This is a genomic window from Stenotrophomonas sp. YJH_SMC_37 (assembly GCF_059370035.1).
This window is the reverse complement of record NZ_JCAFTG010000009.1, coordinates 140,532-163,082: the sequence shown is the minus strand read 5'-3', so window position 1 is coordinate 163,082 and position 22,551 is coordinate 140,532. Positions and strand designations below refer to the sequence as shown.

The 22,551-nt window shown below is 67.8% G+C and carries 16 protein-coding genes; 8 read left to right on the top strand and 8 right to left on the bottom strand.

Going from position 1 to position 22,551, the window contains the following annotated elements; genetic code table 11:
• Positions 1–55: 55 nt before the first annotated feature.
• Together AC5P8J_RS14270 and AC5P8J_RS14265 are read right to left on the bottom strand one after the other, a co-directional pair.
• A complete protein-coding gene (locus AC5P8J_RS14270) occupies positions 56–1,759 on the bottom strand; it encodes a proline--tRNA ligase (RefSeq protein WP_058981022.1) in 1,704 nt (567 codons plus the stop codon).
• 673 nt (positions 1,760–2,432) lie between these two features.
• Positions 2,433–2,807 carry a DUF4124 domain-containing protein gene (locus AC5P8J_RS14265; RefSeq protein ID WP_031270259.1) on the bottom strand — a complete coding sequence of 125 codons (375 nt, stop codon included), beginning with the start codon at positions 2,805–2,807 and terminating at the stop codon, positions 2,433–2,435.
• 80 nt (positions 2,808–2,887) lie between these two features.
• Here AC5P8J_RS14265 and pssA point away from each other — a divergent pair, with 80 nt between their 5' ends.
• From pssA to rimI, 3 genes are read left to right on the top strand one after another with little or no spacing between them, the layout of a single operon-like run.
• Positions 2,888–3,664: a CDP-diacylglycerol--serine O-phosphatidyltransferase gene (gene pssA, locus AC5P8J_RS14260; RefSeq protein WP_019660986.1), complete on the top strand. Its 777-nt coding sequence runs from the start codon at positions 2,888–2,890 to the stop codon at positions 3,662–3,664.
• Positions 3,661–4,170: a hypothetical protein gene (locus tag AC5P8J_RS14255; protein ID WP_058980477.1), complete on the top strand. Its 510-nt coding sequence runs from the start codon at positions 3,661–3,663 to the stop codon at positions 4,168–4,170. The genes pssA and AC5P8J_RS14255 overlap by 4 nt, the downstream gene beginning before the upstream one ends.
• Positions 4,167–4,664, top strand: coding sequence for a ribosomal protein S18-alanine N-acetyltransferase (gene rimI, locus AC5P8J_RS14250; protein WP_019660988.1), 498 nt, complete (start codon positions 4,167–4,169; stop codon positions 4,662–4,664). Before AC5P8J_RS14255 ends, rimI begins: the two co-directional genes overlap by 4 nt.
• Before the next feature lie 66 nt (positions 4,665–4,730).
• On the opposite strand, the gene AC5P8J_RS14245 is transcribed toward rimI, so the two are convergent.
• The 4 genes from AC5P8J_RS14245 to AC5P8J_RS14230 all read right to left on the bottom strand — a co-directional run bounded on the left by AC5P8J_RS14245 (position 4,731) and on the right by AC5P8J_RS14230 (position 10,518).
• The gene (locus tag AC5P8J_RS14245) at positions 4,731–5,552 is read right to left on the bottom strand and encodes an EamA family transporter (protein ID WP_021203470.1); all 822 of its coding nucleotides are present in this window, start codon (positions 5,550–5,552) and stop codon (positions 4,731–4,733) included.
• Between the two features lie 79 nt (positions 5,553–5,631).
• On the bottom strand, positions 5,632–8,460 hold the full coding sequence (locus tag AC5P8J_RS14240) for a valine--tRNA ligase (protein ID WP_227852426.1): 2,829 nt from the start codon (positions 8,458–8,460) through the stop codon (positions 5,632–5,634).
• Between the two features lie 71 nt (positions 8,461–8,531).
• The gene (locus AC5P8J_RS14235) at positions 8,532–8,957 is read right to left on the bottom strand and encodes a DNA polymerase III subunit chi (RefSeq protein ID WP_021203468.1); all 426 of its coding nucleotides are present in this window, start codon (positions 8,955–8,957) and stop codon (positions 8,532–8,534) included.
• 82 nt (positions 8,958–9,039) lie between these two features.
• A complete protein-coding gene (locus AC5P8J_RS14230; RefSeq protein ID WP_021203467.1) occupies positions 9,040–10,518 on the bottom strand; it encodes a leucyl aminopeptidase in 1,479 nt (492 codons plus the stop codon).
• 104 nt (positions 10,519–10,622) lie between these two features.
• Between AC5P8J_RS14230 and lptF the strand changes: the two genes are divergently transcribed.
• Positions 10,623–11,705, top strand: a complete 1,083-nt coding sequence (lptF, locus tag AC5P8J_RS14225; RefSeq protein WP_019660993.1) for an LPS export ABC transporter permease LptF — start codon at positions 10,623–10,625, stop codon at positions 11,703–11,705.
• Positions 11,702–12,808: an LPS export ABC transporter permease LptG gene (gene lptG, locus AC5P8J_RS14220; protein WP_134731792.1), complete on the top strand. Its 1,107-nt coding sequence runs from the start codon at positions 11,702–11,704 to the stop codon at positions 12,806–12,808. Before lptF ends, lptG begins: the two co-directional genes overlap by 4 nt.
• 179 nt (positions 12,809–12,987) lie before the next feature.
• Here the strand turns inward: lptG and AC5P8J_RS14215 are convergent, their stop codons facing one another.
• Positions 12,988–13,479, bottom strand: coding sequence for an RDD family protein (locus AC5P8J_RS14215; protein WP_021203465.1), 492 nt, complete (start codon positions 13,477–13,479; stop codon positions 12,988–12,990).
• 56 nt (positions 13,480–13,535) lie between these two features.
• Here AC5P8J_RS14215 and xerD point away from each other — a divergent pair, with 56 nt between their 5' ends.
• Both xerD and AC5P8J_RS14205 read left to right on the top strand, forming a co-directional pair.
• On the top strand, positions 13,536–14,513 hold the full coding sequence (gene xerD / locus AC5P8J_RS14210) for a site-specific tyrosine recombinase XerD (RefSeq protein ID WP_021203464.1): 978 nt from the start codon (positions 13,536–13,538) through the stop codon (positions 14,511–14,513).
• A 100-nt stretch (positions 14,514–14,613) separates the two neighbouring features.
• Positions 14,614–15,402 (top strand): DsbC family protein, encoded by a 789-nt coding sequence (locus tag AC5P8J_RS14205; protein WP_021203463.1) that lies wholly within the window; start codon positions 14,614–14,616, stop codon positions 15,400–15,402.
• Positions 15,403–15,521: 119 nt separating this feature from the next.
• On the opposite strand, the gene AC5P8J_RS14200 is transcribed toward AC5P8J_RS14205, so the two are convergent.
• Positions 15,522–17,621: a glycosyl hydrolase family 18 protein gene (locus AC5P8J_RS14200; protein WP_197576101.1), complete on the bottom strand. Its 2,100-nt coding sequence runs from the start codon at positions 17,619–17,621 to the stop codon at positions 15,522–15,524.
• Positions 17,622–18,422: 801 nt separating this feature from the next.
• On the opposite strand from AC5P8J_RS14200, the gene purL reads away from it, so the two are divergent.
• A complete protein-coding gene (purL, locus tag AC5P8J_RS14195) occupies positions 18,423–22,307 on the top strand; it encodes a phosphoribosylformylglycinamidine synthase (RefSeq protein ID WP_227853661.1) in 3,885 nt (1,294 codons plus the stop codon).
• Positions 22,308–22,551: the final 244 nt, after the last annotated feature.

Sequence of the window (22,551 nt, the reverse complement as noted above, 5' to 3'; positions counted from 1 at the left end):
GGGGAAGACCGCGGCAGAAAAAAAAGACCGGGGCAGGGCCCGGTCTTTTTCCTGATCAGCCCTGCAGACGCTGCAGCAGGGAGGCCTTGTCCAGGCTTTCCGCTTCGCTGGCGCGGCGCGAGCGGTATTCGTAGGTACCGGCGGCCAGGCCGCGTTCGCTGACCACCACGCGGTGCGGGATGCCGATCAGTTCCATGTCGGCGAACATCGCGCCCGGGCGCAGGCCGCGATCGTCAAGCGCCGCGTCCAGGCCGGCATCGCGCAGTTCCTGCAACAGGTTGGCCGCAGCGTCGGCCACGGCAGCATCGCCCTTCGGGTTGATCACGCACACCACCACCTGCCACGGCGCCATCGCGTCCGGCCAGATGATGCCGGCGTCGTCATGGTTCTGTTCGATCGCGGCAGCTACCACGCGCGAGATACCGATGCCATAGCAGCCCATCGCCATCACCGCCGCCTTGCCGTTTTCATCCAGCACGGTGGCATCCAGCGCTTCGGCGTACTTGCGACCGAGCTGGAACACGTGGCCGACTTCGATGCCACGGGCAATCTTCAGTTCGCCACCGTCCAGTGCGCGGTCACCGGCACGCACGTTGCGGATGTCCGCCACTTCCGGTTCCGGCAGGTCGCGGCCCCAGTTGACGCCGGCCAGGTGGAAGCCGGTTTCGTTGGCGCCGACGACGAAGTCCGACATCGCCGCCACTTCGCGATCGGCGACCACGCGGATGGGCTTGGCCGGGGCGACCGGGCCGAGGAAGCCCGGCACGCTGCCCAGATGCTCGGCGATCTCCGCCTCGCTGGCGAAGCGCTGTTCGTCCAGGCCGGCAACCTTGGCCAGCTTGATCTCGTTGACTTCATGGTCACCGCGCACCAGTACCAGCACGAACTGCTGTGCCTTTCCTTCACCCGCGATCAGCGCCACCGACTTCACCGTGCGCTGCAGGTCGATGCCGAGCAGGGCCGCGACCTCCTCGCAGGTCTTCTGGGTGGGGGTGTCGACCTTGCGCATGGCTTCGCTGGCGGCCGCACGCGGCGCCGGATCGGCGGCAATCGCCGCTTCCATGTTGGCCGCGTAGTCCGAGCCGGTGGAGAACACCAGCGCGTCTTCGCCGGAATCGGCGATCACGTGGAATTCCTGCGACGCATCGCCGCCGATTGCGCCGGAGTCGGCCTGCACCATGCGGAAGTCCAGGCCGAGGCGGGTGAAGATGCGGCTGTAGGCCGACTTCATGTTCTCGTATTCGCGCACGAGGCACTCGTCGTGCAGGTGGAACGAATAGGCGTCCTTCATCAGGAACTCGCGCGAACGCATCACGCCGAAACGCGGGCGGATCTCGTCGCGGAACTTGGTCTGTACCTGGTAGAAGTTCACCGGCAGTTGCTTGTAGCTGGACAGCTCGCTGCGCGCGAAGTCGCAGGCGGCTTCCTCGGCGGTCGGGCTGTAGCAGAACACCTGGTCCTTGCGGTCCTTGATCTTCAGCAGCTGCGGGCCGAACTTCTGCCAGCGCCCGGTCTGCTCCCACAGTTCCTTCGGCTGGATGGTCGGGATCTGGAATTCCACGGCACCGGCGCGGTCCATTTCCTCGCGCACGATGCGCTCGACCTTGCGCAGCACGCGCAGGCCCAGCGGCGACCAGGTGTACAGGCCCGATGCCAGCTTGCGGATCATGCCCGCGCGCAGCATCAGCCGGTGGCTGGTGAGCTCGGCGTCGCTGGGGGTTTCCTTGGTGGTGTGCAGGTGGAACTGGGAGAGGCGCATCGTCGGCTTCGGATAACGGCAGAGACGCCTATTCTGCCAGCCCGGCCGGGGGGAGGGGTATCGGCAGGGCTGCGCCCTGCACCCGCAGTAGTGCCGGCCGCTGGCCGGCAACCTCAGAAGCAACAGTCGAAGCAACAGCGGGCTTCCCGTGGGATGGCGGGGTGGGTCAGGTTGCGGGAGACGCCGTAAACCCCGCTCCGCGGTCCGGCCCAGCCGCCGGCGGCTGTGCGTTCGGGCGCTTGCGAAGCAGTGCTTCGCGAGCAAAGCGCCCTCACCCATGGGGGCTTGGCCGCGGCATCCATGCCGCGGCCACTCCCGCAACCGGACCCACCCCGCCTTCGACAGTTTCCTGCGAGCTGTCGGAATGGCTCCTGGGGTCAGATCCGTTTTCCGCAGGAAAACGGATCTGACCCCGGATTCAATTCGAGATCCGACAGATTTCATCCACGCATGGCGTGGATCTATTGGCCACCGGGAATCTGTCGGGGGTGCGGCGGTGTCGGATTGCGAGGTGTCAGCCGCATGGATGCGGCTGCCAAGCCTACATGGACGTACTTGCGGCGTCCCCGCAATCCGACACCGCCCCGCCATTACACGGAATGCCCGCTTTTGACGTTGCCGTTGCCGTTGCATGCAGCCTCTGCAGGTGCAGGGCGCAGCCCTGCCGACCCCCTTAACTTGCCGGTGGGCAGTACGCCTTGATCGCGGCCTCCGCCAGCCCCTTCTGCGCGGTGCGCTGCTCCGGGCTCAACGGGGTATCGGCCTTGCCATCACCATCGGCGTCCTGCATCACCTGGCCGCCACCATCCAGCAAGGCCAGGTTGGCACGGGCGGTGCTGCACTGCTCGGGCACCGGTGCAGCCGGAGTCTGGGTGCTGGTCGCAGTCTGCGGGCTGCGCGCCTGCTCCCGGGTCTCGTACTTTTTGCCGGCCGGCGGGGTCTCCGAGTACTGGGTCACGCCATGGGCGTCCTTCCATTTATAGACCGGGCCAGCCACGGCGCTGGCACTGGCCAGCAGCAGGCATCCAAGGCAGGACAGGGCACGCATGGCAAACTCCGCGGAATGGGCGTAGAACGCCGATTGCAGCATTGGCGCCGAGCACTGGCAAGTCGATTAAACTGGATTCCATGGACCCGATCACACCGCCGCCGCGTTCGCGCACGATTTACCTGCTGCCCAACCTGTTCACCACTGCCGGACTGTTCGCCGGCTTCTACGCGATCATCGCCGCGGCCAATGGGGATTTCGTCAACGCCAGCATCGCCGTGTTCGTGGCGGCGGTGATGGATGGGCTGGATGGGCGCGTGGCGCGCCTGACCGGCACCAGCAGCGAATTCGGCGTGCAGTACGACTCGCTGGCCGACCTGGTCAGCTTCGGCATGGCTCCGGCGCTGGTGATGTATCACTGGTCGCTGTCGTGGCTGAAGTTCGACGATCCGCTGCTCGGCCGCGTTGGCTGGGCCGTAGCGTTCCTGTACGCGGCCTGCGCGGCACTGCGCCTGGCCCGCTTCAATACCCAGGTGGCGGTGGTCGACAAACGCTGGTTCGTCGGCCTGGCCAGCCCGGCCGCGGCCGGCCTGATGATGTCCTTCGTCTGGGCGTTCGCAGATGGCAACCTGGGCTGGGACGGCAACCAGTTGCGCTACGTGGCGCTGGCGGTGACGATCATCGCGGCGCTGCTGATGGTCAGCCGCATCCGCTTCTGGAGCTTCAAGGGCGGCGGCGCCAAGGGTACCCGTTCCGACCGCGTGCCGTTCCTGGTGCTGGCCCTGGTACCAGTGGCCATCGCCATCGCGGTGATCGACCTGCCGCGCGTGCTGTTCGCGGTGGGCATCCTGTACGCCCTGTCCGGCCCGGTGATGTGGGCCGTGCAGCGCCTGCGCAAGAAGCCCGAGGCCGCGTGAGCCAGGACCTGCCCGTGCTGTGGTCTCCGGCCCAGCAGGCCTGGCTGCAGGCCATGGGCTACACCGTCTATCACGACGGCCAGCTGGCCGCCGAGCTGGACGCCGCGCTGCAGCTGAGCGTGGCCGAAGCCGAGGCGGCTGCCGCGCCAGCGGTGGAGCAGGCGCGGGCACCCACCGCGCCCGCGCGCGAACCTCTGGCTGCGCCAACACCGGTTTCCCGGCAGGAACGCCAGGCGCCACCACGTCGCCAGACCCCGGTCAACGCACCGGATACCGCGCCGGCGGCGGCCCGCCCGCTGCCCGGCGGCAATGCCCGGCAGCCGGTGGTGCGGCTGCCGGATCGCCTGCAGATCGCCTTGCTGCGCGCGTCCGGCTGCAATCCCAATGATCCGGCCACGCAGGCGCTGATGGACAGCTGGCCGTTGGACCAGCTGCGCCAGGATCCCGCCGCCAAGCGCGCGCTGTGGCCGCAGCTGCGTGCCCTGCGCAAGCGGGGCGCACCGTGAGTGCGGTCAGCCAGCCTGGTCCGGTCAGCCTGCGCGCGCTGCGCGAGAGTGACCTCAACGCGGTGATGGCGATTGAGGTACGCGGGTATCCGTTTCCGTGGACCCGCGGCATCTTCGTCGATTGCCTGCGTGCGGGCTATCCCGGCCTGGCCATGGAGCGCGATGGCCAGTTGATCGGCTATGGGGTGCTCAGCATCGCGGCCGATGAGGCACATGTATTGAACATCTGCATCGATCCGCTGGCGCAGTCGCGTGGGCTGGGTCGTCAACTGCTGCGCGCGCTGGTACAGCTGGCTGGCGACCGGGGGGCACAGCGTGTGTTCCTCGAAGTGCGTCCGTCCAATACGCCGGCGCTGGCGCTGTACCACAGCGAAGGCTTCAACGAGATCGGCCGCCGCCCGCGCTACTACCCGGCCGCACAGGGCCGCGAGGACGCGGTGGTGATGGCGATCGAGCTGGTCGATGGTGACCTGCAGGCGATGCCGCCGTTGTGACGGAGAAGGGTGCCGGCCAGCGGCCGGCACTACCGCTAGCCGCCAACCTTGGTTGGCACGCTTCTCTCACGCCATCCGCAGTGCGAGCACGCCACCCACAATCAACGCCGCTGCCAGCCAGCGCGCACGCGGAATCCGCTCGCGCAGCACGAATACCGAGATCAGCAACGCGAACAGGATCGAGGATTCGCGCAGCGCCGAGACCATCGCCACCGGTGCCTGGGTCATGGCCCACAACGCCATCGCGTAGGAGGCGGTGGTGCCGACGCCACCGGCCAGGCCCAGTGGCCAATGCTGCCGCGCATAGTCCAATACCGCGCCGCCGCGGGTGTACAACGCCCACAGCGGCAGCGGAATGCCCGACAGCAGGAACAACCACAGCGTGTAGCTGAGCGCGCTGCCGGACTGGCGCGCGCCGTGCGCATCGACCAGGGTGTAGGTGGCGATCATCGCCGCAGTCAGCAGCGGCAGGCGCAGCTGGCCGCCACGTGCACCCAGTGCCATGCACAGGATGCCGGTGCTCACCAGCACCACGCCCAGCCACGCCGCCGGGGGCAGTTGCTCGCCCAGCAGGGAGCCCGCCAGTGCGACCAGGATCGGCGCGCTGCCACGCATCAGCGGATAGGCCAGGCTCATGTCGACCCGCTGGTAGCAGCGTGCGACCAGCCCGTAGTAGGTCACCTGCAGCAGCACGGACGCAGCCAGCCAGGGCCAGCTTTGCGCGGCCGGGAACGGCAGGAAGGGCAGGGCCACCGCCGACAGCAGCGCAGCGCTGCCGGTCACCAGCACGGTGCCGAGGAACTTGTCCGGCCCGCGTTTGACGATTGCATTCCAGCTGGCATGCAGTGCCGCGGCGGCGAGGACCAGCAGGAAGATGGAAAGCGGCATCCGGTGATGATGCCATGCCGGGAAAATGTTCCGGGTTTGCTGGGTGCCAACCTTGGTTGGCACCCACCAGGGCGAGGTGTTACAGCTTCGCGCGCTGTTCGCGCAGGCCGGCCAGCTGGGTGTTCCAGTCGGCCAATCGCACGCGCTCCTGCTCGACCACCGCCGGTGGAACCTTGTCGGTGAACCTGGCCAGCTTGGTTTCGCTCTTTTCCTGCTCGCCTTCCACGCGCTTGATCTCCTTGTCCAGGCGTGCGCGCTCGGCGTCCAGATCGACCAGGCCTTCCAGCGGCACCAGCAGCTTCAGCTCGCCCACGATCGCGGCGGCCGCCGGCGGTGCGCTTTCGCCTTCGGCCAGCCACTGGACGCTGTCCAGCTTCAGCAGGAACGACAGCGAGGCGCTGAAGCGTTCAATACGCACGCGGTCCTGCGCCAGGCCGGCCTGCAGGCGGAGCGGCACCAGCTTGGACGGCGCGACGTTCAGCTCACTGCGCACGCGGCGCACGGCACTGATCACCGCCTTCAGCCATTCCACGTCGGCCTCGGCCTGGGCGAAATCGCCTTCGAACTCGGCGGCGGTCGGGTACGGGCGCAGCGACAGCGTGGTTTCGGTCAGGCCCAGGCGCGGGGCCAGCTGCTGCCACAGCTGTTCGGTGATGAACGGCGTGAGCGGGTGCAGCAGGCGCAGCAGCGCTTCCAGCACGTACAGCAGGGTGTGGCGGGTGCTTTCGGCATCAGCCGCGTCTGCACCGTTCAGTGCCGGCTTGCTCAGTTCCAGGAACCAGTCGCAGAACGCGTTCCAGGCGAACTCGTACAGGCACTGCGCCAGCAGGTCGAAGCGGTAGGCGGCGAAATGGCCCTGCGCTTCGGCGGTGGTGGCGGCCAGGCGCGCGAGGATCCAGCGCTCGGCATCGGTACGCGGCTTCGGCACGCCGGTGAACGCAGCGCCTTCGGTGTTCATCAGGGCGAAGCGGCTGGCGTTCCACAGCTTGTTGCAGAAGTTCTTGTAGCCCTCGGCGCGGTTCATGTCGAACTTGATGTCGCGGCCGTGGGTGGCCAGCGCGGCGATGGTGAAGCGCAGCGCATCGGCACCGTGGGCAGCAATGCCGTCCGGGAATTCCTTGCGGGTGGCCTTTTCGATCTTCTCCACCATCTTCGGCTGCATCAGGCCGCCGGTACGCTTGGCGACCAGGTCGTCGATGGTGATGCCGTCGATGATGTCCAGCGGGTCGAGCACGTTGCCCTTGCTCTTGGACATCTTCTGGCCCTGGCCGTCGCGGATCAGGCCAGTGAAGTAGACGTCCTTGAACGGGATCTTTCCGACCAGGTTGTCGGTGGCCATGATCATGCGCGCCACCCAGAAGAAGATGATGTCGAAGCCGGTGATCAGCACCGACGATGGCAGGTAGCGGTCGAAGCCGCGCTCGGCCATGGCCTGCTCATTCGGCCAGCCCAGGGTGGAGAACGGCCACAGCTGCGAGGAGAACCAGGTCTCCAGCACGTCGCTTTCCTGGTTCAGCACCACGTCGCTGCCGAGGTTGTTCTTGGCGCGCACTTCGTCTTCGCTGCGACCGACATAGCAGCTGCCGGTGGCTTCGTCGAACCACGCCGGAATGCGGTGGCCCCACCACAGCTGGCGGCTGATGCACCAGTCCTGGATGTTGTTCATCCAGTGGCGGTAAGTGTTGATCCAGTTCGGCGGCACGAAGGCGATACTTCCGTCCTCGACCAGTTCCAGGCCACGCTTGGCCAGGTCGTCCATCTTCACGAACCACTGGTCGGTCAGGTACGGCTCGATCACCTGGCCGGTACGGTCACCGCGCGGCACCTGCAGCTTGTGCGCCTTTGTCTCGATCAGGATGCCCAGGTCTTCCAGTTCGGCCAGCACGGCCTTGCGCGCTTCATAGCGGTCCAGGCCCTGGAAGCGCTCCGGCGCGTTTTCGTTCAGCGCTGCCACCGGCGTGAACAGGTTGATCATCGGAAGGCTGTGGCGCACGCCCACTTCGTAGTCGTTGAAATCATGCGCCGGGGTGACCTTGACCACGCCGGTGCCGAACGCACGGTCCACGTAGTCGTCGGCGATCACCGGCACGCGGCGGCCGGTCAGCGGCAGCACCACGTTCCTGCCGATCAGGTGCGCGTAGCGTTCGTCTTCCGGGTGCACCATCACTGCGGTATCGCCCAACAGGGTTTCCGGACGGGTGGTGGCGACGACCAGGTAGTCGCGGATTTCGCGCAGGGTTTCCACGCCGTCGGCATCGCGCTCGACGTGCTCGTAGCTCAGGCCTTCATCCAACGTGTAGGCGATCGACCACAGGAAGCCGTCTTCCTCGGCACTCTCCACTTCCAGGTCGGAAATGGCGGTCTTCAGCACCGGGTCCCAGTTCACCAGGCGCTGGCCACGGTAGATCAGGCCCTGCTCGTACCAGCGCACGAAGGCTTCGTTGACCGCCGCCGACGGCTGCGGGTCCATGGTGAAGGTGCTGCGCGACCAGTCGGCGGAGGTGCCGAGGCGGCGCATCTGGCGTTCGATGGTGTCGCCGGACTGCTGCTTCCACTCCCAGACCTTGCCGATGAAGCCTTCGCGGCCCAGCGAATCACGGGTCTCGCCCTTGCCTTCCAGCGCCAGGTTGCGGCTGACCACCATTTCGGTGGCGATGCCGGCGTGGTCGGTGCCGACCTGCCACAGCGTGTCGTAGCCGCGCATGCGGTGGTAGCGCACCAGCGCGTCCATCAGGGTCTGCTGGAACGCATGGCCCATGTGCAGCGTGCCGGTCACGTTCGGCGGCGGCAGCAGGATGGTGTAGGGCTCGCCCGTGCCGGACGGCTTGAAGTGGCCGGCCTTCTCCCAGGCCTCGTAGAGGTCGGTCTCGAAGGACGTCGGGTCGTAGCTGGAGGCGAGTTGGGTCATGCGGGGGAACCAGGAGGTAATCGTTGAAGGATCAGGGCGCGGCGGCGGCCCATCAAGGGACCGGGGCGCGCTTACATGTCGTGCTTGTTCAGGTCGTAACCGGCGGCCTTGTACTGGCGCCAGCGTTCGCGCAGCGGTTCGCGCGCTTCCGGATCGGCCGGAACCACTTCCAGCACGCGCTCGCACTGGCCCAGCCAGGGCTCGTCGCGCAGGTTGATCACCAGCGGACGCACCGGTGCCTCGGTGCCGGGCACGGTGATCAGCACCAGGGCTTCTTCCTCGTCCATGTCTTCGCCGGCAATCTGGTGCGGGATGTAGGCATCGTTGTCGAACGCCCACAGCAGTTCGTCCAGCTCCTCGGCCTGGGCCTGGTCGCGGGCCAGTACCAGGGTGAACAGCCCGGCATCGTTGGCCTTGCGCGCCAGCTCGCAGACCAGGCGCAGGGGCTCGGTCAGGAAACGGGGCTTGGCGATCAGGTAGAAGTCGGCGCGGGGCATGGCAGGGTCCGGGGCAGGCAGGGTTCCGGCGGTGCCGGGCGAGGCCCGGGCCGGCGTCTGCCGGCCAGGGTCGGGTACGGCATCAGGCGCGGGCGGCCTGGTCCAGCAGCCACTGGCTCAGCAGGCCCACCGGGCGGCCGGTGGCCATGCCGCGCTTGCCTTCATCGCTGGCCACGCCGGCGATGTCCAGGTGGGCCCAGCGCTGGCCTTCGGCGAAGCGCGACAGGAAGCAGCCGGCGGTGATCGCACCGGCCCAGCGGCCGCCGATGTTGTAGACGTCGGCGAAGGTCGAATCCAGCATCGGCTGGTATTCGTCCCACAGCGGCAGGCGCCAGGCGCGGTCGAACACCTGCTCGCCGGCGGCCAGCAACTCGTTGGCCAGGTCGTCGTGCTTGCTCATCAGGCCGGCGGTCTGGTGGCCCAGGGCGACCATGCAGGCACCGGTCAGGGTGGCGACGTCGACCAACGCGGCCGGCTCGAAGCGCTGCGCGTAGGTCAGCGCGTCGCACAGGATCAGGCGGCCTTCGGCGTCAGTGTTGCCCACTTCGATGGTCTTGCCCGACATCGAGGTGATCACGTCCGACGGACGATAGGCGTTGCCATCGATGGCGTTCTCCACCGCCGGGACCACCACGACGAGGTTCAGCGGCAGCTTGGCCTTGACCGCAGCGACGAAGGTGCCGATGACGTTGGCGCCACCGCACATGTCGTACTTCATTTCCTCGATGCCGCCCTGGGTCTTCAGGTTGACGCCACCGGTATCGAAGGTGATGCCCTTGCCGACCAGCACGTAGGGCTTGGCGTCGCCGCCATTGTTCCACTTCAGCACGACCAGGCGCGGGCGGTTGGCCGAGCCACGGGCCACGGCCAGCAGCGAGCCCATGCCCAGCGCTTCCATCTGGTGCTCGTCGAGGATCTCGGCTTCGGCACCGTCATGCTCGCCGGCGAACTTCACGCCCACCTCGGCCAGGTAGGCCGGGGTGCAGTAGTTCGGCGGCAGGTTGCCCAGCTCGCGGGCGAACTCGACACCGGCGGCGATGGCCTGGCCCTGGGCCAGGGCCTGCGCGTCGTCACCGGCGATGGCCAGCTGGGCCAGGCCGGCGTCGTCGGCCTTCTTCTTGCCCAGGGTGGCGGTGTAGCGGTAGGCGGCGTGATCGGCGGCGATCACCGCCTGGCGGATCGCCCAGGCCGCGTCGCGGTCCTTCACCGCCACTTCGGACAGGGTGAACAGTGCGCTGCGGGCAGCGCCGGCCTTCAAAGCACGCACGGCGTCGCCCACGGCCTTCAGGTACTGCGGCACGCCGAAGCGGGCGGCGTCGCCGAGGCCGACCACCAGCACGCGCGGCGCGCTCACGCCCGGCAGGTCGTGCAGCAGGGTGGTGGCGCCGGTCTTGCCGGACAGGTCGCCACGCTGGGCCAGGGCGGCCAGGCGGCCACCGCTGGCGGCATCCAGCGCCTGCGCGGCCGGGGTCAGGGTATGGTCGGCATACGCGCCGACCACCAGGCAATCAACGGTGGCGGCGGCCGGAGCAACGTGGTTCAGGGTGAATTCGAGGGCCATTGAGCAGATTCCATTGGCGAGTCCGTACAATCGCAGGCCGTTTACGCCCAGACAGTAGACTGGGCGGCACCGCGAACGAACCCCAGAGTTTAAACCACCGCCCCATGCTGAAGCTCGACCGATACCTGCTGGGCGATTTCGTCCAGAGTTTCCTGGCTACCCTGATCGTCCTGCTGGTGGTCAGCGTGGGCGGCGTGCTGGTGGACATCCTCGGCAACATCGCCGACGGGCGCCTGCCGGCCAAGCTGCTGTTCTCGCAGCTGGGCCTGCAGTTCATCGCCTACCTGCCGCTGATCCTGCCGCTGGCGCTGATGCTGGGCCTGCTGCTGGCCATCGCCCGCCTGTACCGCGACTCGGAGATGGCGGTCATCACCGCGATCGGGGTAGGCCCAAAGCGGCTGCTGCGGCCGCTGCTGATGCTGGTGGTGCCGGTGGTGCTGCTGGTCGGCGCCTGCTCGCTGTGGCTGGGCCCGTGGGCCGGCCGGGTGGCAGAGCAGATGGTCATCGAGGCCAACCGCAGCGTGCTGATGGCCGGCCTGGAGCCGGGCCGTTTCACGCCGCTGCCCAACGGCGGCGTGGTCTACCTGTCCTCGATCTCGCCCGACGGCACCCAGCTGGGCAAGGTGTTCCTGCAGCGGCAGAAGGATGATCGCCTGGAAGTGGTTTCGGCCAACAGTGGCCGCATGTACTTCGAGGGCACCCGCCAGCGCTTCCTGGAACTGGATGATGGCCACCAGGTGGAAGGGCCCGTGGCCGGTGGGCTCGACTACCGGCTGGCGACCTTCGCCCGCAATGACGTGGCCCTGCCCGACGGCGCACAGACCCGCACCGAGGACGACCCGGAACTGATGCCGACCCTGAAGCTGATCGGCGATGCGCGCCCGCAGGCGCAGGCGCAGCTGCACCGTCGCATCGCACCGCCGCTGATCGCGCTGGCGTTCGCCCTGCTGACCGTGCCGCTGGGCCGCAGTTCGCCGCGGCAGCAGCGCTATGGCCGCATGATGCTGGCCCTGATGGCCTACATGGTGGGTACCAACCTGATGTTCATCGGCAGTGGCTGGATTGCCAACGGCAAGATTCCGGCCGCGCTGGGCCTGTGGTGGTTGACGGTGCCGCTGCTGGCGCTGGCGATCTGGATGTATGCACGTGATGGCCGCCTGGGCCACCCGAAGGGAGCCCGCGCATGAGGCTGCGCCCGATGCGTTTCGACCTGTACCTGGGCCGGTCGGTGTTCACCACGGTGCTGCTGACCTGGGCGGTGCTGGTCGGCCTGGACGTGGTGATGGCCTTCTCCGGCGAGTTCAAGGACATCGGCAAGAACGGCTATACGCTGGGCCATGCCGCCGCCTGGGTGCTGTACACGGTGCCGCGCCGCGCCTACACCATGTTCCCCACGGCCGCGGTGATCGGCGCACTGATGGGCCTGGGCCAGCTGGCAGCGACCTCTGAACTGACCGCGCTGCGTGCACTGGGCCTGTCGCGCAAGCGCCTGAGCGTTTCGGTGGCGATCGCGCTGTCACTGCTGACCGCGGTGATGGTGCTCAGCGCCGAGACGCTGGGCCCCTGGGGCCAGGACCGCGCCGATGCGCTGAAGTCCAGCGCCAAGTGGGGCCGGGATATCGCGACCAGCCGCTACTCCGGCCTGTGGGCACGCGAAGGCGATACCTTCCTCAACGCGCAGAGCGGCGAGGAGCAGCTGGTCGGTGACAAGGGCACCCGCCTGATCCTGCGCGACGTGCGTCTCTACCGCATTGCCGGGGACGGAGGGATCGCCTCGTTGACCCATGCCGCCACCGCCGAGCACGACAAGGACGGCTGGGTGCTGACCGGGGTGCGTCGCGACACCTTCGGCGAGCGTTCGGCGACCCGCCAGGAAGTGGCGCGCGAGCCGTGGAACTCGAATCTCGATGCGGCGGCACTGGCTACCGGCATCGCCAAGCCGCGCAACCTGAGCGTTGCCGAGCTGAGCACCAGCATTGCCTACCGCCAGCGCAACGGGCTGGATGCGCGCGATTTCGAGGATGTCTACTGGAGCCGCTGGTTCTACCCGGTGAACGTGCTGGCACTATGCCTGGCGGCGGTGCCGTTCGCGTTTGGTTCGCTGCGCAGCGGCGGCATGGGCAAGCGCCTGTTCCTGGGCATCCTGTTCGCGCTGGGCTTCTGGCTGCTGCAGCTGTTCTTCGGGCGCATGGCCGGCGCGTTGAAGTTCGACTACCGCATTGCCTATGCGTTGCCGCCGATCGTGATGCTGGCGGTGTCCGGACTGTTGTTCCGGCGCAAGTCGGGTTGATTCTGGTAGCGCGGGGCCATGCCCGGCGCTACCGGGGCAATCCACCGCTTCGGCATCCGAGCCAGGACCACCAGCATCCCGGCCCAGCGTGCTGGATTCTGTAGAGCCGAGCCCATGCTCGGCTGCTTTTTGCGCACCGCCTGCCAGCCGAGCATGGGCTCGGCTCTACAGATCGTGCATCACCGTTTCGGCATGCGCACCAGACGGGTGCCGCTGGCGCGGTCGTGCCAGGTCAGGCGTTGACGGTCGACCCACGCCCACCAGAATCCCAGCCCGCCCAGCAGCAGTGACAGCGTACCTACCGCAAAGCGCAGCCACAGCTGGTTGCGCCGCAGTGGCGTGCCATCGCTCGATTGCACTTTAAGCCGCCATGGACGCATGCCCAGCGTCTGTCCGCCGCGGCGCCAGCTGGCCGTGGCGTACCACCCCGTGATCGCCCAGCACACCGCCCACAGCAGCCACTGCCAGGCACTGAATGGCGCGATGTTCTCGCGTTGCGCGTGGCCGCTGAGGGTGTAGGCGAGGGTGAACAGTGTGCCGGCGAGCATCCACAGTGCCAGCACCGGCAGTGCGTCGTAGACCATTGCCAGCATGCGCCACAGCAACAATGCGCGCGGATGAGGCATTTCGGTAGCAGCGGCAGAGGCCGTGTCGGTGGCAGGCTGGGACATGCGTCGAGCATACGCAAAGCTGGCCGTGCCCGCAGTGGCCCCCGTATCCTGCACGCATGGCCCATGTTTCCACCCCCGCCGAACGCCGCCAGCTGGTCCAGCAACTGCCCGAACTGCGCGCCGACGACAGCGCACGCATCCAGCGCTTCCTTGATGCGATCTGGGCCGAGAACGGCCTGGCCCGCGCCACCCTCGACAGCTACCGGCGCGATCTGGAAGGGCTGGCGCGCTGGATGGATGGGCGCGACGGTGGCCTGGCCGGCATCGAGCGCCCCGGACTGTTCGAGTATCTGGCCTGGCGCACCCGGCATGGCTGGTCGCCGCGCAGCAATGCGCGCCTGCTGTCGGCGTTGCGGGCGTTCTTCGCCGATGGCGTGCGCCGCGGCGAACGCAGCGAGGATCCCAGCGCGCTGCTCGACCCGCCGAAGTTGCCACGGCTGCTGCCCAAGGCGCTGGCCGAAAGCCAGATCGACGCGCTGCTGGCAGCGCCCGATACCGACAGCGCATTGGGCCTGCGCGATCGCGCCATGCTGGAACTGATGTACGCCGCCGGCCTGCGCGTGAGCGAGCTGGTGCTGCTGCCCGCGACTGCGGTCAACCTGCGCCAGGGCGTGCTGCGGGTCACCGGCAAGGGCAGCAAGGAACGGCTGGTGCCGTTGGGCGAGGAATCCCAGCACTGGCTGGAGCGCTACCTGCAGCACTCGCGGCCGCAGCTGGTCGGGAAGGGCAAGGTGCAGGCGCTGGCCGATGGGCAGACGCCGTTGTTCATCGAGCCGTCGCTGCATGCGCTGACCCGGCAGGCGTTCTGGCACCTGGTCAAGCGCCATGCGCAGGTGGCCGGCATCGACCCGGCGCGGATCAGCCCGCACGGCCTGCGCCACAGCTTCGCCACCCATCTGCTCAACCGTGGTGCCGACCTGCGCGCGTTGCAGATGCTGCTCGGCCACAGCTCGCTGTCCACCACCCAGATCTACACCCTGGTAGCGCGCGAGCACCTGCAGAAGCTGCACGCCCGCCACCATCCGCGCGGCTGAGCAGGCCCCTGAATCCCGGCCACAAACCATGGGCGGTGCCGCTGTCCGGTACCGCCGGCTGTGTCAGAATCCAGGGTCTTCTTCTGTCGCGGATCATTCCATGCTCCGATTTGCCATCGCCGCCGTGTTCGGTGCGCTCAGCCTGACCGCCTGCGCCCAGCCGGCCCCGCCGGCCGCCAAGGCGCCTGCTGCTGCCGCTGCGGCCAAGGCCGCCCCCGCCGCCAACGCGTCGGCCGACCAGGCGGTACGTGCCGCGTTGACCGCGCTCAATCCCGGTTTCCAGGTGGATTACATCGGTGCCGCACCGTTCCCGGGCTTCCGTGAAGTGGTGGTCTCCGGCCAGCTCCTGTACGTGTCCGATGATGGCCGTTACCTGTTCCAGTCGCAGCCTTACGACACCCGTGCCAAGGGCCCGGCCAACAGCGAAGGCCTGCTCGGCTACCGCCGCGATCTGCTGGCCAAGGCCAACCATGGCGACCGCATCGTGTTTGCCGCACCGAACGCCAAGTACACCATCAGCGTGTTCACCGACATCGAATGCGGCTACTGCCGCAAGCTGCACCAGGACATCGCCGAGCTCAACCGCAACGGCATCTCCGTCGAGTACCTGGCATTCCCGCGCATGGGCCTCGGCAGCAAGGACTACACCGACATGATCTCGGTCTGGTGTGCGGCTGATCGCCGCCAGGCACTGACCAACGCCAAGCGCGGTGGCAGCGTGCCGGCCAAGAACTGCACCAACCCGGTGGCGATGCAGTACGCACTGGGCCAGCAGCTGGGCGTGAACGGCACGCCGGCGATCTTCGCGCCGGACGGCACCCAGCTGGGGGGCTACCTGCCGCCGGCACAGCTGCGTGCGGCGCTGGAAAAGCTGTCGGCCAAGCGCTGACGCGACCGACCTTGTTTCTGTAGAGCCGAGCCCATGCTCGGCTGATGTTTCCGCAGCCGAGCATGGGCTTGGCTCTACAGGTAGGAAGCCGGGGGCGCGCAGCACCCCCGGCTTTTTTCTTACTTCAGGCCATCACTGACCGCCTTGGTCAGCGTGCCCTGCGCATCGTCACCACTGAACTCCCAGACGAACGCGCCGCCCAGGCCCTGGGTCTTCACGTAGCCCATCTTGCGGGTGATGTTGGCCGGGGTGTCGAAGCTCCACAGCGTGCTGCCGTTGTAGATCCAGGTGGCACCTGCGGTGTTGTCGGTGTAGCCCGGCCACGCCAGGTTCTTCAGCACCTTCCAGTCTTCGATGCCGGCTTCATACGTGCCCGGGGCAGCGCCGGTCGCGGTCTGGTACAGGCCGTTGTTGGCGTTGGCCACACCGGTCCAGCCACGCCCGTAGTAGCCGATGCCCAGGTTGAGCTTGGCCGCGGGCACGCCGCGGCTGATGAAGGCTTCGATGGCGTCGTTGCTGTTGTACAGCTTCTGGTCGCCGGTGGACGGATCATTGGGCGAATCGAACAGCGCCGACTGGTGATTGGTCTTCGCATCCCACGCGCCGTGGAAGTCGTAGGTCATCACGTTGATGTAGTCCAGGTACGGGTGGTACGCGGCCGGATCGGTGACGCGGATCTTGTCGATGCCGGCGCCCACCGCCACCGTCAGCAACAGGCCCGGACGCACCGCATCGAGCTGGCGGCGGAACTCGGCCATCAGCGCGGTGAAGTTGGCGTTGTCTTCCGGCTTGCCGCAGTCGATGCCGCAGGCCACCGGGTATTCCCAGTCGATGTCGATGCCGTCGAACACACCCAGCGCGGCACCGGCACCACCGGCACCGTCGGTCACTGGCAGATTGCCCTTGATGTACGCGTCGATGCACGAGGCGACGAAGGCCTGGCGGTTCTCCGGGCGCGCTGCGCTGGAGAAGCCGCGCGACCAGGTCCAGCCACCCAGCGAGATCAGTACCTTCAGATTCGGGTACTTGGCCTTGAGCTGCTTGAGCTGGTTCCAGTTGCCGCGCAGCGGCTGGTCCCAGGTGTCGGCGCTGCCGCTGACACTCTCGGCGGCACTGAAGGCCTTGGTGTAGTCGGCGAAAGCATCGCCACCGGCACCGCTGTTCGGATCCGAGGGTTGGGTGACGCCCACTTCGCAACGGTTGTTGCGCACGTTGCCGAACGCGTAGTTGATGTGGGTCAGGCGCGCGGCCGAACCGCTGCTGTCGATGTTCTTGACCCGGTAGTTGCGGCCGTAGATGCCCCACTGGGTGAAGTAACCGATGACCCGCTTGCCGGTGGTTCCGCCGTCGCCGGCCAGTGTGGTGGCGCTGATCTCGGTGCCCTGCGCTGAGGCATTGCCGGCATTGTCGCGGGCGCGTACGCGGTAGCGGTAGGTGGTGGATGCAGTCAACCCGCCATCGACGTAGCTGGCACTGGACGGTGAACCGACCAGGCTGCCGTTGCGGTACACGTCATAGCCGGCCACGCCGCTGCCACCGGTGTTGTCGGTGGACGGGCTCCAGCTGAGCGCGATGCTGTTGGCGGTACGGGTGCCGACCGCCAGCCCGCCCGGCACGCTCGGCGCGGTGGTGTCGCCGCTGGCGGCGTTGACGGTGATGGTGATGGTCGCCGTGCTGGTGGTGGCGTTGTTGTTGTCGGTGGCCACCGCGCGCAGGGTGTGGCTGCCGGCGCTGGCGTTGGCCCAGCTGGCCGCATACGGCGCACTGGTGGCCACGCCGAGCGTGCTGCCATCGCGGAAGAACTCGACCTTGGCGACGCTGCCGTCTGGATCACTGGCGGTGGCGGTCACGTTCACCGTGCTGCCGGCACTGAAGGTGGCACCGTTGGCCGGCGAGGTCAGGCTGACCACCGGCGGCTGGTTGGCGCCGCCGCCATCGCAGGCGCCGAGGTTGGTGTAGTAGGGCGCGCCGGCCGGATGGTCCGGCGGCGCGTTCCAGATGTCCTGGTTCGCCCGATAGAGGACGCCTCCTTTCTGCAGGGTATCGCCGGCCCGGTAGATCTTGGCCTGGTCCCATTCGGCCACCCCGGCACAGCTGGCGGCCTGCGCCAGGCCGGGCAGGACGGCGGCACCGGCGGCCAAGGCAAGCAGCCAGGCCAGGCGGCGGGGACGACAGCTTCGGGTCGAACGTTCGGCACTGCGCACAATCGGGTCGTACATGGGTAAGTCTCCGATCAAAGGGCGCGCGGGCCCCGATGGCGCCGCGCGTGACGCAGGTCCGGGCATCGCCGGGGAAGGCGACGGAGGGGCCGGACGGAGGTACCTGGGAGGCCGGGGAGAGAGTCCGGCGCCAGGTAGGGACAACGTTGTCATCAATCGTGTGGTCAATCCGTGAGCAAGCGCATGGTTCGGGGAATCGGGCGGAGAGCGCGCTGCGCGCGGTCGGCGGCCATCGGCGGAGCCCCTCGTGGCTGGGGCTTTCCGCGAACAGCGGATTTCTGGGGGTTGGCCGGGCGGGTGGGCTGCGCAGGGGACGCTGCAAGTACGTCCATGTAAGCTCGGTCGCCGCATCCATGCGGCTCACGCCCCTGCGCAGCCCACCCGCCCGGCCACGGACAGGTTCCTGCGCGGCCAGCCACGAAAGACAGAAGAAAAAAACAAAGGCAAAAGCCGGTCGCTGCGCTCTTCAATGCCTGATTTCTGACATTTCCTGGGTGCCGGCCAGCGGCCGGCACTACCGGGAAGCATTCACGCATGGCCGCAGATCGCGGAAATCTGTCGGGGGCGGGGGGGTGGGGGCCAGCAGGACCGTTGGCGCCATGGATGGCGCCATCGAGCCCCCATTGATGGGTTTACGGCGTGTCCTGCTGGCCCGCCAGCCCACAGGAAGCCAGCTCTTGCTGTTGCTGTTGCTGTTGCCGTTGCCCTGGCCTCGGCGGGTGCCGGGCGCCGCCCGGCCAGAGCCCTTCCCCCGCTTCCGGTACAATGTCGGGCCCGTTTCCCAACTACGGTTCCCCGGACATGATGGTCCTCGAGGGCGCGCCCGCCCTGTCGCCGTTCCGCCGCGAACGTCTTGAATCCCGCCTGCAGTCCATCGCTCCCTCCCTGCGCATCAGCGGTGCCTGGCACGTCTACTTCGTGCAGCCCGAAGGCAGCGCCGCCCCCGACCTGACCACGCTGTGCCGCATCCTCGAAGCGGCGCCGCAGGCCGAAGCCGTGGCCGAAGGCGCAGTCAGCCGCATCGTGGTGCCGCGCCTGGGCACGCTGTCGCCGTGGTCGAGCAAGGCCACCGAACTGGTCCGAGGTGCCGGCCAGCCGGTCAGCCGGGTCGAGCGTGGCCTGCGCATCGACGTGCAGGGTTGGCCGGCCGATGCCGCCGCCCAGCAGGCGCTGGTCAAGGCGCTGCACGACCCGATGACGCAGTCCGTGCTGGAGACCGTGGAACAGGGCCAGGCGCTGTTCTCGGCACCGGCCCGGGGTGAACTGGAGCGCGTGCCGGTGGACCAGCTGGAGGCCGCCAACCAGCGCCTCGGCCTGGCCATGGCCCAGGACGAGATCGACTACCTGCGCGAGCGTTTCACTGCGCTGGGCCGGTCGCCGTCGGACGTGGAACTGATGATGTTCGCGCAGGCCAATTCCGAGCACTGCCGCCACAAGATCTTCAACGCCAGCTGGACCATCGACGGCCAGGAGCAGGACCGCTCGCTGTTCCGGATGATCAAGAACACGCACCAGCAGACCCCGCAGCACACGCTCAGCGCGTACAGCGACAACGCCGCGGTGATTGAAGGCCATCCGGCGTCGCGTTACCGCCCGGATCCGGCCAGCGGCGAGTACCGCCGCGAGCCGCAGGTGCCCAGCGCGTTCCAGATCAAGGTGGAAACGCACAACCACCCGACCGCGATCGCGCCATTCCCGGGCGCCTCGACCGGTGCCGGTGGCGAGATCCGCGACGAAGGCGCGACCGGCCGCGGCGGCAAGCCCAAGGCCGGCCTGACCGGCTTCTCGGTTTCGCACCTGCGCATTCCGGAACTGCCGCAGCCGTGGGAGGCGCCGCGCGCGCTGAACCCGCGCATGGCACCGGCGCTGGAAATCATGACCGACGGCCCGCTCGGTGGCGCGGCGTTCAACAACGAGTTCGGCCGCCCGAACCTGCTCGGCTACTTCCGCAGTTTCGAACTGCCCGAAGGCGCCGGTCTGGTGCGCGCCTACGACAAGCCGATCATGCTGGCCGGTGGCCTCGGCGCGATCGACCGCGTGCAGGTCGACAAGATCCCGCTGCAGGCCGGTGATGCGGTCATCGTGCTGGGTGGCCCGGCGATGCTGATCGGCCTGGGCGGCGGTGCCGCCAGTTCGGTGGCCTCCGGTGAAAGCGCCGAGGACCTGGACTTCGCCAGCGTGCAGCGCGACAACCCGGAAATGGAACGCCGCTGCCAGGAGGTCATCGACCGCTGCGTGGCGATGGGCGCCGACAACCCGATCAAGTTCTTCCACGATGTCGGCGCCGGTGGCCTGTCCAATGCCATCCCCGAACTGCTGCACGACTCCAGGGTCGGCGGCGTGATCGATCTGGGCAAGGTGCCCACCGATGATCCGTCGCTGTCGCCGATGCAGCTGTGGTGCAACGAATCGCAGGAACGCTACGTGCTGGGCGTGGCCCAGGAGCGCCTGGCCGAGTTCGCCGCGCTGTGTGCTCGTGAGCGCTGCCCGTTCGCTGCAGTTGGCGTGGCGACCGCCGAGGAACATCTGGTGGTGGCCTATGGCGCCGTGCCGGGCCACACCCCGGCCGACGCACCGATCGACCTGCCGATGGACGTGCTGTTCGGCAAGCCGCCGAAGATGCACCGCGACACTGCGCACCCGCCGACACCGCGCTGGCCGGCGCTGAAGACCGGTGGCCTGGATCTGCAGGAAGCCGGCCTGCGCGTGCTCGCGCACCCGACGGTCGCCTCGAAGAACTTCCTGGTCACCATCGGTGATCGCAGCGTCGGTGGCCTGACCGCACGCGAACAGATGGTCGGTCCGTGGCAGCTGCCGGTGGCCGACGTGGCGATCACCCTGGCCGACTTCGACGGCGTCGCCGGCGAAGCGATGTCGATCGGCGAGCGCACCCCACTGGCCCTGCTCGATGCGGCTGCTTCGGCACGCATGGCGGTGGGTGAAGCGCTGACCAACCTGTGCGCGGCGCCGGTCGATGCGCTGGATGAGATCAAGCTGTCGGCGAACTGGATGGCCGCGGCCGGCCACCCGGGCGAAGACGCACTGCTGTACGACGCGGTGAAGGCAGTGGGCATGGAGCTGTGCCCGCAGCTGGACATCAGCATCCCGGTGGGCAAGGACTCGTTGTCGATGCAGGCGCAGTGGCACGACCAGGGTGAGGCGCACAAGAGCGTGTCGCCGGTGTCGCTGGTGATCTCGGCGTTCGCGCCGGTGGCCGACGTGCGCCAGCAGTTGACCCCGCTGCTCGACCGGGAGGTGGACAGCGAGCTGTGGCTGATCGGCCTGGGGGCCGGCAAGCAACGCCTGGGTGGTTCGATCCTGGCCCAGGTGCATGCCGACCACAGCGAACTGCCGGCCTTTGCCGGTGCCGCCCCGGACCTGGACGATCCGCAGCGCCTGCGGGGTTTCTTCGAACTGATCCGCGATGCGCGCCAGTCCGGCCTGCTGCTGGCCTATCACGACCGCAGCGACGGCGGTGCCTTCGCCGCGTTGTGCGAAATGGCCTTCACCTCGCGCCTGGGCCTGGACATCACCCTCGATGCCTGGGGTGACGATCCGTTCCGCAGCCTGTTCAACGAAGAACTGGGTGCGGTGGTGCAGATCGCACGCGAAGACCGCGCCGCGTTTGCCGACCTTGTCGAACGCCATGCATTGACCGAATGCGCGCAGCGCATCGCCAAGCCGACCACCGCACCGGTGGTGCGCGTGTCGCTGGGTGGCGAAAACCTGGCCGAATGGCGCTGGGAAGCGTTGTTCGACGCGTGGTGGTCGGTTACCCACGCGATGCAGAAGCGCCGCGACAATCCGGCCAATGCCGACGCAGAGCGCGAGGTGGCACGTGCCTTCAACGCACCGGGCCTGAAGCCGAAGCTCAGCTTCGATCTCAACGAAGACGTGGCCGCACCGTTCATCAGCAGCGGTGCGCGCCCGCGCGTGGCCGTGCTGCGCGAGCAGGGCGTCAATGGCCAGATCGAAATGGCCAACGCCTTCGAACGCGCCGGCTTCCGCGCCTTCGACGTGCACATGAGCGACCTGATCGAAGGCCGCGTGGCGCTGCAGGACTTCACCGGCCTGGTGGCCTGTGGTGGCTTCAGCTATGGCGACGTGCTCGGTGCCGGCCGTGGCTGGGCTACCTCGATCCTGGAGCGCAGCGCACTGCGTGATGCCTTCGCCGCGTTCTTCGCACGCGAAGACAGCTTCGCGCTGGGCGTGTGCAATGGCTGCCAGATGATGAGCCAGCTGAAGAACATCATTCCGGGTGCCGAGCACTGGCCGCAGTTCCGCCGCAATGCCAGCGAGCAGTTCGAAGCGCGTACCGCACTGCTGGAAGTGGTGGAGTCGCCGTCGATCCTGCTGCGTGGCATGGCCGGTTCGCGCCTGCCGGTGGCGGTGGCGCATGGCGAAGGCCAGGCCGTGTTCGACAACGCCGTCGACCAGGCCGCGGCCCGTGTCTCGCTGCGCTACATCGATGGCAATGGCAAGGTTGCCAGCCAGTACCCGCTGAACCCGAACGGTTCGCCGGACGGCATCACCGGCCTGACCAGCACCGACGGCCGCGTCACCATCATGATGCCGCATCCGGAACGTACCCCACGCGCGCTCAACCTGAGCTGGGCACCGGCCGAGTGGCAGGGTGATTCGCCGTGGATGCGCATGTTCCGCAACGCACGGGTGTGGTGCGGCTGATCGCAGCATTGCGCGCACGGCGCAATGCCATCGCGTATGGAAAACCCGCCGCGTTGCCGGCGGGTTTTTCTTTGCGCGCGCGAAACCCTTGTCGCGTCCGCTAGTTACATCGGTTTTCATGCGCCAGCAGTTCGTCACGTGTGCATAACGAAGTTCTTTTATAAACACGCGAAATGGTGAACTGCTTCACGGCAATAGGATTTGCCGTGTCAAAGTCTTGACGATCTGCAAAGTTGCCGTTAAC